This window comes from Brucella sp. HL-2, assembly GCF_025846885.2.
GTDB lineage: Bacteria > Pseudomonadota > Alphaproteobacteria > Rhizobiales > Rhizobiaceae > Brucella > Brucella quorumnocens.
Genome location: NZ_JAOYTK010000026.1, coordinates 15,269 through 30,460 on the forward strand (window position 1 = coordinate 15,269; position 15,192 = coordinate 30,460).

A 15,192-nucleotide genomic window follows, 5' to 3' on the forward strand; every position below is an offset into this window, starting at 1 on the left:
GGGTAGAATTAACGCGTGTTATGAGCGATTTATGAGCACATTTGTTATTCTTCTCGGCGGCGATCTCGTCGTCACGGAACGCTTGAAACGGCAGATAGCTGGCGCGCGAGTTCTTGCTGCGGACGGCGGGATGCGCCACGCGGAAGCCCTTGGGGTTGAGGCCGAACTTTGGTTGGGAGATTTCGATTCAACCTCCGACGCATTGAAAGAGAAATATGCGCATGTGCCGCAAAGAACCTTTCCCGCTGCCAAGGATATGACGGATGGTGAGCTTGCGCTTGAGGAAGCCTTTGAGCGTGGAGCGAGTAAGGTCATTCTCTGCGGTGCTTTTGGTGGCTCGCGTACCGATCACACCTTGCTGCATCTGACTATGGCAACCGCGCAAGTCGCAAAAGGCAGAAACATTCTTCTGTCCAGCGGAGCGGAGGAAGCATGGCCATTGGTCGCAGGAGACTATGTTTATGATTTACCGGACGGCACATCTTTTAGCGTTGTGAATTTCTGCACCGTTGAAGGGCTTACAATCACAAATGCCGAGTGGCCGTTAGACAATGTGACCTTGCCGTTTGGTTCATCGTGGACTGTCTCCAATATTGTGCGTGGAACTCTTTGCGTTTCAGCGCGTTCAGGTCTTGCGATACTTGTAGCGAACTTGAGTGAGGAGGCTCATTTTCAGGGCAGCTGCTAACCTTAAAAATTGAAACTGCTTGACGCTAACAGGTGAAACGTATTGTAAATGGGTCAAGCGGGTATGATCTGCTTTACGCCGAAGTTGGGGACGCAAAGTCGGTGTTGGTGTAACTCTAGTAGGAGATTGTTTCATGAAGTCACGTCTTTCCATGATTGCAATCGTCGGTGCGCTTGCGTTCTCAACAGCAGCATGCACGACGGGTGAACAACGTACTGCCGGTTATGGTGTCGGTGGTGCAGCTCTTGGTGCGCTCGCAGGCGGCGCAATCGGTGGCAATGGTCGTGGTGCTTTGACCGGGGCTGCCATTGGTGCTGTCGGCGGTACGCTTCTCGGTGCTGCAACAACCCGTAACAATGTTCAGTATTGTCGTTACCGCGATAATTACGGTCGCGTTTACGAAGCACCTTGTAACTAAGACGGGTTGGTCCGTTTAGCGGGATCAAAGTTTAAAAACAGGCCGGGGAAACCCGGCCTGTTTGTTTTTTGACGGTTCCATTTGACAGAACGGCTTTTGTCCCCGACAAGCAGGGCGGAATTTTCAACCGCTTTTTTCAAAGAGAACCATGGCACCTCCGCTTCTTCGCCTCGACCAGATCAAGCTCACCTTTGGCGGCACACCGCTTTTGGAGGAAGCTGCCCTTTCTGTGAGTGAGGGCGACCGCATCGCGCTGGTCGGCCGCAACGGTTCAGGCAAGTCCACTTTGCTCAAAATCGCGGCCAATATGGTCGAGCCGACCTCGGGCGAAGTGTTCAAGCATCCGGGCGCGACGGTTCGTTATCTGCCGCAGGTGCCGGACCTTGATGGTTTTCCCAATGTACGTGCATATGTCGAAGCCGGGCTTGGACCGGCAGATGATCCGCATCGCGTAACCTATCTTCTTGAGCATCTGGGCCTTACTGGCGAAGAAAAACCCGATCATCTGTCTGGTGGTGAGGCGCGCCGTGCAGCCCTTGCACGCGTGATCGCGCCGCAGCCTGATGTGCTGTTGCTTGATGAGCCGACAAACCATCTCGATCTCAATACGATTGAATGGCTGGAAGACGAACTGCGTCAGATCCGTTCGGCTATCGTGTTGATCTCGCATGACCGTCGCTTTCTTGAAAATGTCAGCCGTTCGACTGTGTGGCTTGATCGCGGCATTACCCGTCGCATCGATCAGGGCTTTGCGCATTTTGAGGAATGGCGTGACAAGGTTCTGGAAGAGGAAGAACGCGATCTGCACAAGCTTGGCCGCCAGATCGCACGCGAAGAGCATTGGTTGCGCTATGGCGTGACGGCTCGCCGCAAGCGCAACGTGCGTCGTCTTGGTGAGCTGCATTCGATGCGGTCGGAGTTTCGCAATCATCGCAAGGCGCAAGGCAATGCTGTTCTGGCAGCAAGCGATTCCAAGGAATCCGGCAAGCTTGTCATTGAAGCGAAAAAGCTCAACAAAGCTTATGATGAGCGCGTACTGGTCCGAGATTTTTCGACTCGTGTTCAACGCGGTGACCGGATCGGGCTTGTTGGTCCTAACGGGGCAGGCAAGACCACACTTTTGTCAATGCTTACTGGCAAGCTTCAACCGGACTCAGGCACTTTGCGCCTTGGTGTCAATCTCGAAATGGCCGAGCTTGATCAGAAGCGTGAAAGCCTCAATCTGGATGATACGCTGGCGCATTATCTGACCGATGGTCGCGGCGAAAGCCTCATCGTCAACGGTGAGCAGCGCCATGTCGTTTCTTACATGAAGGACTTTCTTTTCCAGCCTGAACAGATACGCACGCCGATCCGTGAGCTATCAGGCGGTGAAAGAGCGCGTCTTATGTTGGCGCGCGTTCTGGCAAGGCCTGCCAATCTGTTGATCCTTGACGAGCCGACCAATGATCTCGACATGGAGACGCTCGATCTTTTGCAGGAACTGGTTTCCGGATTCCCTGGCACGGTCATTCTCGTCAGCCATGATCGCGATTTCCTTGACCGCACCGTGACCTCTGTGATTGCGCCGGAAGGTGATGGCAACTGGCTCGAATATGCCGGTGGCTATGCCGATATGATGGCGCAGCGCAAAGAACAGGCTTTGGCGCGCCGCAATGTGAAGGCCGCTGCCGCACGCGCCGACGAAAAGGGCAATGAGGCTGTGCAGCCCAAGCGAGAGGAAAAGCGCAAGCTTTCCTACAAGCAGAAATTTGCACTTGAAAGCCTGCCGGGCAAAATGGATGCGCTGGCAAAGGAAATCACCGTTCTGGAAGGGAAGCTGGCTGATCCGCAGCTGTATGCCAAAGATCCAACGCTATTTGCCAAGACGGCCGATATTCTTGAAAAGAAGCGCACAGAGCATTCTTCCATGGAAGAAGAATGGCTGGAATTGGAGATGCTGAGGGAAGAGATCGAGGGATAATTTCTTATCCCTCGACGACCGATTCTAAGCACTTGCCTTGTTGAGCAGCGCGATAGCTTCCGCATCCAGTTTTATCTGCGTTGCGTCGATCAGTTCACCAAGCTGGGCAGAACGCGTTGCACTGGCAATGGGTGCAGTGATTGCCGGATGGGCAATCAGCCAGGCAATCGTAATCTGCGCAGGTGTGGCATCATTTGCGCGGGCAACCTGATCGAGCGCCGCAATAATGCGTGATCCACGATCGGTCAGGTATTTTTCGACGGATGAGCCGCGCGCACTCTGCCCAAGATCATCCTTCGAACGGTATTTACCCGTCAGGAAGCCGGCTGCGAGCGCGTAATAGGGAATGACGCCCAGCTCATTGTCACGGCAGATTGCTTCAAGTCCGCTTTCAAAACCCGAACGATCATAGAGATTGTAAAGTGGCTGCAAAGTTTCATAGCGCGGCAGATTGTGTTTGCTGGACGTATCAAGCGCTTCGGTGAGACGTTCTGGGGTGAGGTTTGATGCGCCGATAGCGCGCACTTTGCCAGCGGCCATGAGCTCTTTATATGTTCCCAGCACATCCTCGAACGGTGTTTCCGGGTCGTCCCAGTGAGACTGGTATAGATCGATATAGTCGGTTTGGAGCCGCTTGAGGGAGGCATCGACGGCTTTGCGGATATAAGTGGGAGAAAGGCCTTTTTCGTCCGGCCCCATTTCTGAGCCAACTTTGGTGGCGATGACGACTTTATGGCGCAGGCCGCGGGATTTCAGCCAGTTGCCGATAATAGTTTCGGATTCACCACCAGTATTTCCTGTCGCCCATGCGGAATAGACATCCGCCGTGTCGATGAAATTAAGTCCTGCATCGACAAAACGGTCGAGAAGCGAAAATGAAGTCGCTTCGTCGACCGTCCATCCAAATACGTTGCCGCCAAAACAAAGCGGCGAAACTTCGAGTTCAGTACGTCCGAGCTTTCTAAACTCCATGGACCCTATCCTCTTCCTGTGCATACGACCCCTTGCGGACCCGCAGGGTTACGATTTCAGGAAGAGAGTCGGGCCCTTAAAGTCAGCCCATGCCCAATGCATCCATATAGAGCTGGAGCATGGCTTCTTCTTCCTGACGTTCATGGTCTTCTTTTTTACGCAGACGAATAATGGTCCTTACGACCTTGCTGTCAAACCCCGAACCCTTCAATTCCGCGTAAACTTCCTTGATATCGTCGCCGATGGTCTTTTTTTCTTCTTCGAGACGTTCAATGCGCTCGATGAAAGCACGCAACTGGCCAACAGCAATTGTCTGGGCTTCGCTGGTAATGTCGTCGCTCACGGGTTTCTCCAATTCAAAGTCGATTATGAATGCAAGCAATAGCGGTTTGTTTCGACGCGCGTATCGTCACCGGAAAGCCGGTTCCATCTTTTCTGCGACATGCTGTAAAGGAACGGCGCGATTGTCGAAAGTCTGAAACGTTTTTCGTGCGAGTCGCGAGCAAAATTAAGAGGCTTTGGGGCCATTTATCGCCTTTTGGCTGTGGATAGCGGGTAAAGGCGATTAATCGATAGGCCCTGTTCGCGAACCAAAATGCCGGATTTCATGGATTTCCGGCAGCGTGTTGATAGCGGTAAGCATCGGTGCCAGTCGCTCGGCCCACTCGGTCGCGCCAGTTTTCTCTGCGATCAGATCCTGTCGTACTTCAATGAGCACATGCGCATAGCCGCGGCTGGTTGCGTGACGATACATGGCATCGTTTTTCAGCGCGCCATTATATGGCTCATTGTCGCCTACGATCAGGCCGGGTTGGTCGCGTAGCATCGAAAGGAGTGGAGTAATCGCGCGCGGGTCGGAATCCCATAGAAGACCAATGTGCCATGGCCGATCATTGCCACGCCAGTTTGGCGTGAAGGAGTGGATGGAAACAACAAAAGGCGCTTTGCCACTCGCAAGTGCGACCTGGGTGCTCACGGATGCGACTGCATCATGATAGGGACGATAGAACTTATCGAGGCGTTTCTCACGCTCATCCGGGGTCATCGGATAATTGCCGGAAATGACCGCGCCGTCCGATAATTGCATGATGAGGGTCGGATCATCCTCACCGCGATTGGGGTCGATCAGCAGGCGCGAGAAGCCACCCATGACTGCTGGTGCGTCAATCTTTGCAGCGAGCTGACGTGTAAGTTCCTCGACGCCGATATCATACGCGATATGCCGTTCAAACTCGCTTTTTGCCAGACCCAGACTGCCATATTCAGCCGGCAAATCACGTCGGGCATGGTCGGCGGTTAGAAGCAGGCCAAGACCGAGATTGCCATCGACCTGATGGACGGGGGAAAAGGACGGAGCAGATGACATGCAAGTGGCTTCTTCGGTGAGATTTTTGTCACAAATCGCAAGTAGTTTCAGCTCTGTCATGAGAAAGTCGAGATTGCAACGATCATTCTCAAAAGATTGAGGAAGGAGTTTCCGGGTTGAGACAAAGAAGCCAATCTAATCGTTTAAATTGGACGTTTTTCCGCTTAAATCGCTATGCAGTTTGAATGGAAATGCTGTAACTGATTTGTTCTCTCCGGGATTGCGTTGACATCAAAGGCGAAACTGCCGAAAAGAGAGCGATCGAAAGAGGATTTCCTTGCGTGAGACAAAAGCGATTGCGGGCTGAAGGAGTTCGGCGAATGCGACTTCCACTTTTCTTAGGTTTGTTCTCCAGCGTGCTTATCGGTACACTGGGCATAACAGCTTTGGAAGCGCGTGCTGATTTTCGGGTGTGTAACTCAACCCAGAACCTGGTTGGTGTCGCCATTGGCTATAGAGCCAAGACAGGCTGGGTGACTGAGGGCTGGTGGCATATTGACGGTTCAACCTGCAAGACGCTGCTCGAAGGCCCACTCTCGTCACGCTATTACTATCTCTATGCTGAAGATTCCCAGAGCGGCGGCCGCTGGGAAGGTAAGGTGAACATGTGTGTTGCGGAAAAGGAATTCCGTATCACGGGTGTTCAGGACTGCTTTGCGCGGGGTTTCCAGCGCAATGGCTTCCAGGAATACGATACCGGGGAACAATCGAGCTGGATGGTACAGCTTACTGACGAAACGCCGCTAGAAAACTCCACAGTTACAGGAACTAATAATCAATGAAGCGCAACCGCAAGGTCAAGATTCTCGCCACACTCGGCCCGGCGTCCGGCGAGGAATCCGTCATCCGTCAGCTTTTTGAAGCCGGTGCAGACGTCTTCCGTATCAACATGAGTCATGCCGATCATGACACGATGCGTACGCTTGTTCAGCGCATTCGTAATGTAGAAAAGGAACTTGGCCGTCCTATCGGAATTCTGGCTGACCTTCAGGGTCCCAAGCTGCGCGTTGGCAAGTTCAAGAATACCAAGGTCGCGCTCGTTGCAGGCCAGACTTTCACACTCGACAACAATGAAGAGCCGGGCGACGAAACCCGTGTGTATCTTCCGCACCCGGAAATTCTGGAAGCTGTGGAGCCCGGTCATCGTCTGTTGATCGACGACGGCAAGCTGGAACTGATTGCCGAAGCCTCTGACGGCAAGTCGATCCGCTGCAAGGTTGTCGCTGGCACAAGCATTTCTGATCGCAAGGGCGTGAGCCTTCCGGACACCACTTTGGGTGTCGGTGCTCTGACAGAGAAAGATTACAAGGATTTCCACGCGGTTCTGAAGGAAGAAATCGACTGGGTTGCCCTGTCGTTCATTCAGCGTCCGGAAGATCTGATCGAAGCACGCAAGATTTCGGGTGGCAAGGTCGGCCTGATGTCGAAGATTGAAAAGCCGCAGGCTGTGACGCGTCTCGATGAGATCATCGAGCTTTCCGATGCGATCATGGTTGCTCGTGGTGATCTTGGCGTTGAAATGCCACTGGAAAGCGTTCCGGGCATTCAAAAGCAGATGATCCGCAAGGCACGCCGCGCTGGTAAGCCGGTCGTGGTGGCGACGCAGATGCTCGAATCAATGATCACCGCACCGGTTCCGACCCGCGCTGAAGTGTCTGACGTTGCGACCGCTGTTTTCGAAGGCGCTGATGCTGTCATGCTTTCTGCTGAATCCGCGTCCGGCCAGTATCCGGTCGAAGCTGTTGCAACAATGAACCGTATCGCCGAGAAGGTTGAGCGCGAGCCGACCTATCCGGGTATTCTCGATGCACAGCGTGCGATCCCTGAGCCGACTGGTTCAGATGCGATAGCGCTGGCTGCTCGTCAGATTGCTGAAACGCTCAATCTTTCGGCTATTGTCACCTATACGGCTTCAGGAGCCACGGGCCTGCGTGCAGCGCGTGAACGTCCTCGTACGCCAATCATTGCACTGTCGCCGATTGTTGAAACCGCGCGCCGTCTCTCGGTCGTCTGGGGTCTGCATTGCGTGGTGACAGAAGACGCGCATGATCTGGAAGACATGGTTGATCACGCCTGTCAGGTTGCTTTCAAGGAAGAGTTTGGCAAGGCTGGTGATCGTTTGATTGTTACGGCAGGTGTACCATTCGGAACGCCGGGTGCTACCAATTTGCTGCGCATCGCCTATATCGGTGCCGACGGTCAGTCCACAGACTAAACTGGCGGCATTCGGTTAAGGTGCTAGTTATAGTTGATAAAAAACGCGCTCCTTTCGGGGCGCGTTTTTGTTTGTTGAAGAAGGACAAGGCCTCGGTCTCATCCTAAGCATGGCAAAGGATCAAGCCATGGAGAGCCGCAGGTGATCAACGCCTTGCGCTTTGAGATGGCGCTCTACACTTTCTCAGTTTGAGGCGTCCTGCAAAGGAATCAGGTGCGAGTGTCGCTCAGTTCTTCGGTGAGATCGAAGAAACTCTTCTGCGCGTCCCGCATCATTGGATTGATCTGTAGCGCTTGTTCATAGGCGCGCAGCGCCTGTTCTTTCAGCCCGCGTGCACGCAGAATCTCGGCCATGCCGGTAAGCGCACCATAATGACGCGGCTCAAGTTCCAGCGTACGATTGATGTCGTACATAGCGTGGGCATAGTCGTTTCGAAGGTAATAGACAGTCGCACGACGGTTCCATGCTTCAGCATAGTCCGGATCGATTGCGATGGCTTCATTTAGGAAATCGAGTGCTGAGGTATAGCGTTTTTCAAGCATGGCGCTACTCGCCCATTGCACGAGAAGGTCTACCGTAGCGCTGCCAGATTGCGACCAGATCTGATTGATCTGAACGGTGATGCGGCGCGCCTTTGTCTCGTTGGATGTGCGCTTGAGATCAGCAAAAAGCTTGTCGAGGCGCTCTTCAGGCGTTTGCGCTGCAGCCGGAGCAGGCTTTTCCTGTTGTGGCTTTTGTTCGCTGTCAGCGCCAACCTGAACAGGCAGAATAGGGGCTGTGAGCGATGGCTTTGTATCAGCAAGGGCAGGGCTCATGATAAGCAAAGCTGCGCTGATAGCTGACAAAAGCGAGGTGTGACCCAGATGTGCAAAAACGTTCCGCATGCGCATAATCTTCATCATGCGCAGCGAAACGTCAAATGCAAAATCAGAAATAAGATTAGCCCTGGCGAGCCTTAAAGCGCGGAGCAGTCTTATTGATGATGTAAACGCGGCCCTTGCGGCGAACGAGCTGGCAGTCACGATGACGAGCCTTGAGCGCCTTGAGCGAATTCTTGATCTTCATGTCAATCACCGGTCTTGGTTGGCCCATCGACAGAACATGCCGCCGGGCTGCATAAAAACAGGCGCCCAAGGCGCCAATTGGTTACAGGCAGTATTCCTGCCCGAAGGGTTGGCCGAAATACACAATATTCCAGCCAAATGTCAACTCCCGCACGACAGATTCACGAAGCTCTGTTCGGAAAATCTTGCCGCAGGGGCCTGTTAACAGGGGAATCTGATGGATTCCCCTGTAATGCTCAACTTGCGCGGGGCTTAATGCGGGTCACATGACCCATTTTGCGGCCCGGGCGAGCTTCCTTCTTGCCGTAGAGATGAAGCACTGCATTCGATTCTGCGAGAATCGCTGGCACCTGCTCAATGTCGTCACCGATCAGATTCTCCATCACGCAGTCTGAATGGCGAACCGTATCACCAAGCGAAAGTCCCGCAACTGCGCGAATATGCTGTTCGAACTGTGAAATGGCGCAAGCGGCTTCTGTCCAGTGACCTGAATTGTGCACACGTGGCGCAAACTCATTTGCCAGCAGAGTGCCGTCGGCGAGAACGAAAAACTCGAGGCCAAGCACACCGACATAGTCGAGTGCATGTAAAAGCTTCTCGGCTGCCTTGCTGGCCGCTTCCGCCGTTTTTGCAGGGATGGTTGCTGGAACGCTAGAGGTCGCGAGAATGCCGTCCTTGTGGACGTTTTCGGCGATATCGAAAATCGCAATATTGCCGCTGCGGTCGCGGGCGGCGATAACCGAAACCTCGCGCTCAAACGCAACAAAGCCTTCAAGGATCGCAGGCGCGTGCTTGATCGTCTCAAGTGCTGCGCGAGCCTCGCTCTCATTGAGGGATGTCAGGCGAACCTGTCCTTTGCCGTCATAGCCCAGACGGCGGGTTTTCAGGATGCCGCGTCCGCCAAGTGCACCCAAAGCTGCAATGAGCGATTCTTCATCATCAACCAGACGCCATGGTGCGGTCGCGATATCGCTTTCATTGAGGAACTGCTTTTCTGTAAAGCGATCCTGCGAGATTTCGAGTGCTGCGGGCGGTGGCAGGACGAGCGCCGTTTCCGCTAGCTTGTCTGCGGCAATCACCGGCACATTTTCGAATTCATAGGTAATGACATCAGAGGCGGTAGCAAGCTCTGCGAGCGCAGCTGGATCATCATAGGCAGCAACGATCTGGCGATTTGCGACTTGTGCTGCAGGGCAATCAGCCTGAGGTTCCAGAATAACGGTCTCATATCCGAGACGAGCAGCCGCCATTGCAAGCATACGGCCAAGTTGGCCGCCGCCGATAATGCCGATTGTCGATCCGGCTTTCAGGCTAGCTGTGAGTGCTGAATTTGCCATATCAGACCTCGTCGGATGGGCGTTCTGCAACGCTTTCGGTCTGCGCTGTGCGCCATTCATCCAGACGTGCCGCGAGTGCATCGTCATAAAGTGCAAGAACGGCTGCGGAAAGAAGGGCTGCATTCACAGCACCTGCACGGCCAATCGCCAGAGTGCCGACTGGAATGCCTGCTGGCATCTGGACGATCGAAAGAAGCGAGTCCTGTCCCGAAAGAGCTTTGGATTGCACGGGAACGCCAAATACCGGAAGAGGCGTCATGGCTGCGGCCATGCCTGGAAGGTGGGCAGCACCGCCTGCACCGGCAATCACCACCTTGAAACCTTCGGCTTTCGCGCCTTTGGCGAAAGCAACAAGGCGATCAGGCGTCCGATGCGCGGAAACAATACGGGCATCAAAAGATATTCCCAATGCATCCAGCGTATCGGCAGCATGACGCATGGTTTCCCAATCGGACTGGCTACCCATAATGATGGCGACGTCTGCACTCACGCTCATTGATCTTTCCTATTTCCGCTTCCGTAGTTCGGTCGTTCGTGTAGTTAAAACAAAGCCGGGCGGACCCCGGCTAAAAACTCATTGCTATCTGAAGATCAGGCGATGATGTCAGGAATGACATGATCTTCCATTTCCTGCAGCTTGTCTTTGATAGCGAGTTTTTTCTTTTTCATGCGCTGGATACGCAACTGATCACAGCCGACCGTCATCATGGCGTTGATGGCTGCATCGAAATCCGCGTGTTCCTGTTTCAGACGTGCGACGGCCAATCTGATTTCGGCCTGTTCCTGATCGGACATGCGGTTTGCCCCGTATTGTTCAGAATAATATTACGGGCCGCGCCAGCGTGGCACAGACCCGTTTCGAGAGCAGCCCTTATCACATTTTTCGTGATTGGAAAATGCTACCACGACAAATTCGACTTTCGACCTCACTCATGCCAAAGTGTCATGGTTCTGTCATGGGCGGCTGTCAACGAGCTGCGGTTCATGACAGTCGGGACTGCGTAACTGGCCCGAAAAAACAGGAGTATTTTGGGTATTTGCGCAGTGTGAGCGGGTGAAGCTTTGCGGTTGGCAGGTACTTCGCGCACGGTTTCATCCTTTGGGAAATCAATCAAAGGAGAAATGATGATGGCTATCGAGTCCCATCTTGCCACGCTCGAAAAAAAGCACGGCGCTCTGGAGCAGGAAATTTCCGATGCCATGGCGTCACCGGCAATGGACAATCTTCACGTTGCATCTCTCAAGCGCAAAAAGCTCGTGCTCAAGGAGCAGATCGAAAAACTGAGAACACAAGTCACTCGACATTAAACCATCCGTCAGTAGCGTGTGTTCGATCTGATCGAATAAGGTCGACACCCTAATGTTTTGGATCTTCGCGTATTCTATCCGAGAATAACTTCAGACTTCTCGGGCCGCGCTCCAAAGCTTATCGCTTTCGGACTTTTTCAAATCCGAAAGTTCCATGGACAGTACGCAATCGCCATTGGTGACGGCCAATAGGATGGTACTGTTGAAGATGTTGGCGGCTGTGCGTCAGCCGCCGAGCATCCCAAGCATCCAATATTAGATAAATTTAACAGCATGGTGAAAAGCAGCGATTATTCGCTGCTTTTTTGTTGCTTGCCTGAAGCGACTTCTCAGCCGTCAACTTCCGCTCTCGGGTCGAGATTCATGCCTTCTGGTGTCGCGCTCTTCACAGAAGGCATGCTCTTGAACTGTTCTTTCTCAGCCTTTGGCACGGATGCGCGCCTGCGCGAGCGGAACAGCGCATAGCCGGTGATCGAGATGTGGGCGAGGGCAGTTATTGCAAATAGACCGGATGGCCAGAAGATGTCCATAGCGGCGGCTGCCAGCAAGGGCCCGAGCATGGTGCCAAAACCGTAAAGCAGCAGCAGTCCACTTGATACTTTCACGAAGCTTTCAGACGACGCGTGGTCATTCGCATGGGCAACGGCGACGGGATAGAGTGCATAGGCGAGCGCGCCATAGCAGCCTGTCATGATGATTATGACTTTGCCGTTCGACGGGCCGATGATGAAGGCCATAAGTCCGACGAGAGCTGCAAGTGAAGCAACCCCGGCCAGAACATAACGTCTGTCAACAAGATCGGAAATGCGCCCGACCGGAATTTGCATCAGAGCACCGGCAGCAATGGTTACGCTGACCATCAATGCGATTTCTGTAGTCGAAATGCCAGATTTTGCGCCGAACACAGCGCCCAGTGTGCCCCATGCGCCATTGGCAATGCCGATCAGGATACAGCCGACGAAGGCGGCGGGTGAATTGCGGTAAAGCGCTTTGAGATCAAGTTGAACCTCGGTGAGAGGTTTTGGACTGACAGCCGTCGACATGGCAGTTGGAATAAGCGCCAGACAGAAAAGAATGCCGGTGATCATGAACAGATGATCGCCGCGGATATCTCCGTTCGCCACCATCATCTGACCACTCATTGTGGCCCCGTAGTTGACCATCATATAGAGGCCAAAAATCTTGCCGCGGGATTCGTTGGTGGCGCGCTCGTTGAGCCAGCTTTCGATCACCATGAATGCGCCCGCCATAGAGAAGCCAGTGAAGGTGCGCAAAATAATCCATGATATCGCATCAATATAGATGCCGGACAGAAGTGCAATGATAGCTGCGGAGGCTGCAAAGCAGCCAAATGCACGAACGTGCCCGACGCGTCGCACAAGGCGCGGGGCGAAGACACAGCCCGCGACAAAGCCACCCGCCCATGTGGTGCCCAGCATACCCAGAGATGCAACGGAGAAGCCTTCAAGGCCGCCGCGCAATGGCAGCAGCAGGCCGTGGAGGCCGGAGGCCATCAGAAGAAAGGCTGTGCCACACAGTAGCGCCAGAACCTGAATGTAAATTCGCAAGATCACGTTCCCGGGATTTTATGAAGTCGCGAGAGGTGCGACTTCGCTCTATCGTTGATGATCGGGCTGAGATGATAGCTCAGCGGAAAAGCGCTTCGGCAGCAGCGCGGCTGTCACCTTTTTTAAGCATTTCAGCCTTCAGACGCTCAATTTCGGATTGTAGCAAAGTGATGCGCTGGTCGATCTCTATGACTGAAAGCAGCGCCAGCTCATCCTCACTTAGAACCACGCTGTCGCGGGGCTTACTTGCATCTTCATCGATACCGATCATGGCCTTCCTCCGGAGTCTATGACGGACTTATAAGCGCAGAAAAGATTTAACACCTTGAATCTTCGCATATATATTTCAAGAAATCGATGAAGAATTATATTGAAATGAGCAGTGTACTCCTGTGGGTGGTATTTCTGCGACGAGACGTTTGAACAGGAGTTTGATCATGATGGCCGAATTGCCTTCCCAGATGACAGCAATCGAAATCGCAGGCCCGGGTGGCGCTCATATGCTGCGCCCGATCCAGCGTTCGGTGCCTGCGCCAAAAGCAGGGGAGGTTCTGGTTCGGATACGTGCGGCGGGCGTCAATCGCCCCGACGTTCTTCAGCGCGAGGGGCATTATGCGCCACCGGCGGGTGCTTCCGATATTCCGGGCCTTGAGATCGCGGGAGATATTGTTGCGCTTGGCGAAGGTGTCAGGCGCTACAAGATCGGCGATCAGGTCGTGGCCTTGCTTGCTGGTGGCGGCTATGCCGAATATGCGGTTGTGCACGAAACCAACGCGCTGCCGCTGCCGTCTGGCTATGGCTATATTGAAGCTGCGGCAATTCCCGAAACCTTTTTCACCGTCTGGCATAACGTGTTTGAACGTGGCGGTTTGAAAGAAGGCGAGACATTGCTGATCCACGGCGGCTCATCCGGTATTGGAACAACAGCTATTCAGCTTGGCAAAGCGTTTGGTGCCAATGTGATTGTCACGGCAGGTTCGACCGACAAGTGCGAAGCTTGTCTGAAGCTCGGCGTAGACAGGGCTGTTAACTATCGCGACGAGGATTTCGTCACGGTGGTCAAAGATGTGACCAAAGGCAAAGGAGCCGATGTCATTCTCGATATGGTGGGCGGCGATTACGTCGATCGTAATTACAAGGCCGCCGCAGAGGATGGGCGCATTGTGCAGATTGCGTTTCTGAATGGCGCGAAGGCAACCGCAAACTTTGCACTTCTGATGACAAAGCGCCTTACCCATACCGGCTCGACATTGCGTCCGCGGTCTGTTGGCTTCAAAGCGGACATTGCGCGTGAACTGGAAGCAAAAGTCTGGCCGCTGCTGGCGGAACGCCGCGTCTCCCCGGTTATGGATATGATTTTCCCGCTCAAAGACGCGTGGCGGGCGCATGACCGGATGGAAGGTGGTCAGCATATCGGCAAAATCGTGCTCGACGTGGCATGATTTTAGCTTGCGATAGAGAATAGGGGATGTGGTGGAAGCACTTTCTTGCTCTATGGTCAAAAAAAATATATATAGGCCGTGATTTCCCGGAATTTGTGGTTTTTCCCACGTCCCGCGCCACCGGAGCGGACGAACAGAAGGATTATATCTAATGGCCACCCAGCTTCTTATGCCGAAGGCAACGGCCGTCTGGCTCGTCGATAATACGGCTTTGTCTTTTGATCAGATTGCTGCTTTCTGTAAGCTGCATCCGCTTGAGGTAAAGGCAATTGCTGACGGTGAAGCTTCGCAGGGCATCAAGGGGCTTGATCCAGTTATCACCGGCCAGATTTCGCGCGAAGAAATTGCCAAGGGTGAAAAGGATCCTTATCACCGCCTGAAGCTTTCCGATCCAAAGGTGCGCGTGCCAGAAGCCAAGCGCAAGGGACCGCGTTATACGCCGCTTTCCAAGCGTCAGGACCGTCCAAATGCGATTCTCTGGCTGGTGCGTAACCATCCTGAACTGAAGGATGCGCAGGTTTCCCGTCTGATCGGCACGACCAAGTCGACCATCGAACAGATTCGCAACCGTAGCCACTGGAATTCAGCCAATCTGACGGCAATGGATCCTGTGACACTCGGCCTTTGCACGCAGATCGACCTCGACCTTGAAGTCGAACGTGCAGCACGCAATCGCCCAGCGCAGGAATCTGACAGCACGCTGCTGCCAGCATCTGCGACCGAAAACTTCGATTACCGTGATGAGCAGCCTGAAGAAGAAGAGCTGGATGCGGACAAGGTATTCGCAAAGCTCTCTTCGCTGAAGGGCTCAAACACCGAAGAAGACGAAGAATAAGCTTTCTTCGAATGGA

The 15,192-nt window shown here is 53.7% G+C and carries 18 protein-coding genes; 8 read left to right on the forward strand and 10 right to left on the reverse strand.

The genetic code is table 11. The annotated features are described in order from the left end of the window. The first annotated feature begins 31 nt into the window (after positions 1–31). The 3 genes from OIV19_RS19405 (at position 32) to OIV19_RS19415 (ending at position 3,069) form a co-directional block, all read left to right on the forward strand. Positions 32–688, forward strand: a complete 657-nt coding sequence (locus OIV19_RS19405) for a thiamine diphosphokinase (RefSeq protein ID WP_264233028.1) — start codon at positions 32–34, stop codon at positions 686–688. A gap of 133 nt (positions 689–821) precedes the next feature. Then, on the forward strand, positions 822–1,106 hold the full coding sequence (locus OIV19_RS19410; RefSeq protein ID WP_094578220.1) for a YMGG-like glycine zipper-containing protein: 285 nt from the start codon (positions 822–824) through the stop codon (positions 1,104–1,106). A 148-nt stretch (positions 1,107–1,254) separates the two neighbouring features. Then, a complete protein-coding gene (locus OIV19_RS19415; protein ID WP_095447365.1) occupies positions 1,255–3,069 on the forward strand; it encodes an ABC-F family ATP-binding cassette domain-containing protein in 1,815 nt (604 codons plus the stop codon). A gap of 24 nt (positions 3,070–3,093) precedes the next feature. Here OIV19_RS19415 and OIV19_RS19420 read toward each other — a convergent pair whose 3' ends face one another. The 3 genes from OIV19_RS19420 to OIV19_RS19430 form a co-directional block, all read right to left on the reverse strand. Beyond that, positions 3,094–4,041 carry an aldo/keto reductase gene (locus tag OIV19_RS19420; protein WP_264233031.1) on the reverse strand — a complete coding sequence of 316 codons (948 nt, stop codon included), beginning with the start codon at positions 4,039–4,041 and terminating at the stop codon, positions 3,094–3,096. A gap of 82 nt (positions 4,042–4,123) precedes the next feature. Continuing rightward, positions 4,124–4,384, reverse strand: a complete 261-nt coding sequence (locus OIV19_RS19425) for a DUF2312 domain-containing protein (protein WP_007876730.1) — start codon at positions 4,382–4,384, stop codon at positions 4,124–4,126. A 222-nt stretch (positions 4,385–4,606) separates the two neighbouring features. Continuing rightward, positions 4,607–5,407 (reverse strand): N-formylglutamate amidohydrolase, encoded by an 801-nt coding sequence (locus tag OIV19_RS19430; RefSeq protein WP_095447976.1) that lies wholly within the window; start codon positions 5,405–5,407, stop codon positions 4,607–4,609. Positions 5,408–5,727: 320 nt separating this feature from the next. Here OIV19_RS19430 and OIV19_RS19435 point away from each other — a divergent pair, with 320 nt between their 5' ends. Both OIV19_RS19435 and pyk read left to right on the forward strand, forming a co-directional pair. Beyond that, positions 5,728–6,189 carry a DUF1036 domain-containing protein gene (locus OIV19_RS19435; RefSeq protein ID WP_095447363.1) on the forward strand — a complete coding sequence of 154 codons (462 nt, stop codon included), beginning with the start codon at positions 5,728–5,730 and terminating at the stop codon, positions 6,187–6,189. Beyond that, positions 6,186–7,622, forward strand: coding sequence for a pyruvate kinase (gene pyk / locus OIV19_RS19440; RefSeq protein WP_095447362.1), 1,437 nt, complete (start codon positions 6,186–6,188; stop codon positions 7,620–7,622). The genes OIV19_RS19435 and pyk overlap by 4 nt, the downstream gene beginning before the upstream one ends. A gap of 209 nt (positions 7,623–7,831) precedes the next feature. On the opposite strand, the gene OIV19_RS19445 is transcribed toward pyk, so the two are convergent. The 5 genes from OIV19_RS19445 to OIV19_RS19465 all read right to left on the reverse strand — a co-directional run bounded on the left by OIV19_RS19445 (position 7,832) and on the right by OIV19_RS19465 (position 10,818). Further along, the gene (locus tag OIV19_RS19445; protein ID WP_434063363.1) at positions 7,832–8,437 is read right to left on the reverse strand and encodes a tetratricopeptide repeat protein; all 606 of its coding nucleotides are present in this window, start codon (positions 8,435–8,437) and stop codon (positions 7,832–7,834) included. 124 nt (positions 8,438–8,561) lie between these two features. Next, complete coding sequence (gene ykgO, locus OIV19_RS19450) at positions 8,562–8,687, reverse strand: type B 50S ribosomal protein L36 (RefSeq protein WP_002967908.1); 126 nt, start codon at positions 8,685–8,687, stop codon at positions 8,562–8,564. A 235-nt stretch (positions 8,688–8,922) separates the two neighbouring features. After that, positions 8,923–10,023, reverse strand: a complete 1,101-nt coding sequence (locus tag OIV19_RS19455) for a 5-(carboxyamino)imidazole ribonucleotide synthase (protein WP_264233163.1) — start codon at positions 10,021–10,023, stop codon at positions 8,923–8,925. Between the two features lies 1 nt (position 10,024). After that, positions 10,025–10,513 (reverse strand): 5-(carboxyamino)imidazole ribonucleotide mutase, encoded by a 489-nt coding sequence (purE, locus tag OIV19_RS19460; protein WP_191793453.1) that lies wholly within the window; start codon positions 10,511–10,513, stop codon positions 10,025–10,027. Between the two features lie 101 nt (positions 10,514–10,614). Beyond that, positions 10,615–10,818 (reverse strand): YdcH family protein, encoded by a 204-nt coding sequence (locus OIV19_RS19465; protein ID WP_095447358.1) that lies wholly within the window; start codon positions 10,816–10,818, stop codon positions 10,615–10,617. 330 nt (positions 10,819–11,148) lie between these two features. Here OIV19_RS19465 and OIV19_RS19470 point away from each other — a divergent pair, with 330 nt between their 5' ends. Beyond that, positions 11,149–11,331, forward strand: a complete 183-nt coding sequence (locus OIV19_RS19470; RefSeq protein WP_024895753.1) for a YdcH family protein — start codon at positions 11,149–11,151, stop codon at positions 11,329–11,331. A gap of 329 nt (positions 11,332–11,660) precedes the next feature. Here the strand turns inward: OIV19_RS19470 and OIV19_RS19475 are convergent, their stop codons facing one another. Next, a complete protein-coding gene (locus tag OIV19_RS19475) occupies positions 11,661–12,899 on the reverse strand; it encodes an MFS transporter (RefSeq protein WP_095447357.1) in 1,239 nt (412 codons plus the stop codon). 79 nt (positions 12,900–12,978) lie between these two features. Next, on the reverse strand, positions 12,979–13,170 hold the full coding sequence (locus OIV19_RS19480) for a DUF1192 family protein (protein ID WP_264233165.1): 192 nt from the start codon (positions 13,168–13,170) through the stop codon (positions 12,979–12,981). Between the two features lie 166 nt (positions 13,171–13,336). Between OIV19_RS19480 and OIV19_RS19485 the strand changes: the two genes are divergently transcribed. Both OIV19_RS19485 and OIV19_RS19490 read left to right on the forward strand, forming a co-directional pair. Further along, on the forward strand, positions 13,337–14,341 hold the full coding sequence (locus OIV19_RS19485) for an NAD(P)H-quinone oxidoreductase (protein WP_264233167.1): 1,005 nt from the start codon (positions 13,337–13,339) through the stop codon (positions 14,339–14,341). A gap of 151 nt (positions 14,342–14,492) precedes the next feature. Further along, on the forward strand, positions 14,493–15,176 hold the full coding sequence (locus tag OIV19_RS19490; protein ID WP_095447354.1) for a DUF1013 domain-containing protein: 684 nt from the start codon (positions 14,493–14,495) through the stop codon (positions 15,174–15,176). The last annotated feature ends 16 nt before the right edge of the window (positions 15,177–15,192 follow it).

What these genes read in the sequence shown, in the direction of transcription:
- OIV19_RS19405 (WP_264233028.1), top strand. Translation starts at nt 32, where the DNA reads ATGAGCACATTTGTTATTCTTCTCGGCGGCGATCTCGTCGTCACGGAA.
- OIV19_RS19410 (WP_094578220.1), top strand. Translation starts at nt 822, where the DNA reads ATGAAGTCACGTCTTTCCATGATTGCAATCGTCGGTGCGCTTGCGTTC.
- OIV19_RS19415 (WP_095447365.1), top strand. Translation starts at nt 1,255, where the DNA reads ATGGCACCTCCGCTTCTTCGCCTCGACCAGATCAAGCTCACCTTTGGC.
- OIV19_RS19420 (WP_264233031.1), bottom strand. Translation starts at nt 4,041, where the DNA reads ATGGAGTTTAGAAAGCTCGGACGTACTGAACTCGAAGTTTCGCCGCTT.
- OIV19_RS19430 (WP_095447976.1), bottom strand. Translation starts at nt 5,407, where the DNA reads ATGTCATCTGCTCCGTCCTTTTCCCCCGTCCATCAGGTCGATGGCAAT.
- OIV19_RS19435 (WP_095447363.1), top strand. Translation starts at nt 5,728, where the DNA reads ATGCGACTTCCACTTTTCTTAGGTTTGTTCTCCAGCGTGCTTATCGGT.
- pyk (WP_095447362.1), top strand. Translation starts at nt 6,186, where the DNA reads ATGAAGCGCAACCGCAAGGTCAAGATTCTCGCCACACTCGGCCCGGCG.
- OIV19_RS19445 (WP_434063363.1), bottom strand. Translation starts at nt 8,437, where the DNA reads ATGAGCCCTGCCCTTGCTGATACAAAGCCATCGCTCACAGCCCCTATT.
- ykgO (WP_002967908.1), bottom strand. Translation starts at nt 8,687, where the DNA reads ATGAAGATCAAGAATTCGCTCAAGGCGCTCAAGGCTCGTCATCGTGAC.
- OIV19_RS19455 (WP_264233163.1), bottom strand. Translation starts at nt 10,023, where the DNA reads ATGGCAAATTCAGCACTCACAGCTAGCCTGAAAGCCGGATCGACAATC.
- OIV19_RS19465 (WP_095447358.1), bottom strand. Translation starts at nt 10,818, where the DNA reads ATGTCCGATCAGGAACAGGCCGAAATCAGATTGGCCGTCGCACGTCTG.
- OIV19_RS19470 (WP_024895753.1), top strand. Translation starts at nt 11,149, where the DNA reads ATGATGGCTATCGAGTCCCATCTTGCCACGCTCGAAAAAAAGCACGGC.
- OIV19_RS19480 (WP_264233165.1), bottom strand. Translation starts at nt 13,170, where the DNA reads ATGATCGGTATCGATGAAGATGCAAGTAAGCCCCGCGACAGCGTGGTT.
- OIV19_RS19485 (WP_264233167.1), top strand. Translation starts at nt 13,337, where the DNA reads ATGATGGCCGAATTGCCTTCCCAGATGACAGCAATCGAAATCGCAGGC.
- OIV19_RS19490 (WP_095447354.1), top strand. Translation starts at nt 14,493, where the DNA reads ATGGCCACCCAGCTTCTTATGCCGAAGGCAACGGCCGTCTGGCTCGTC.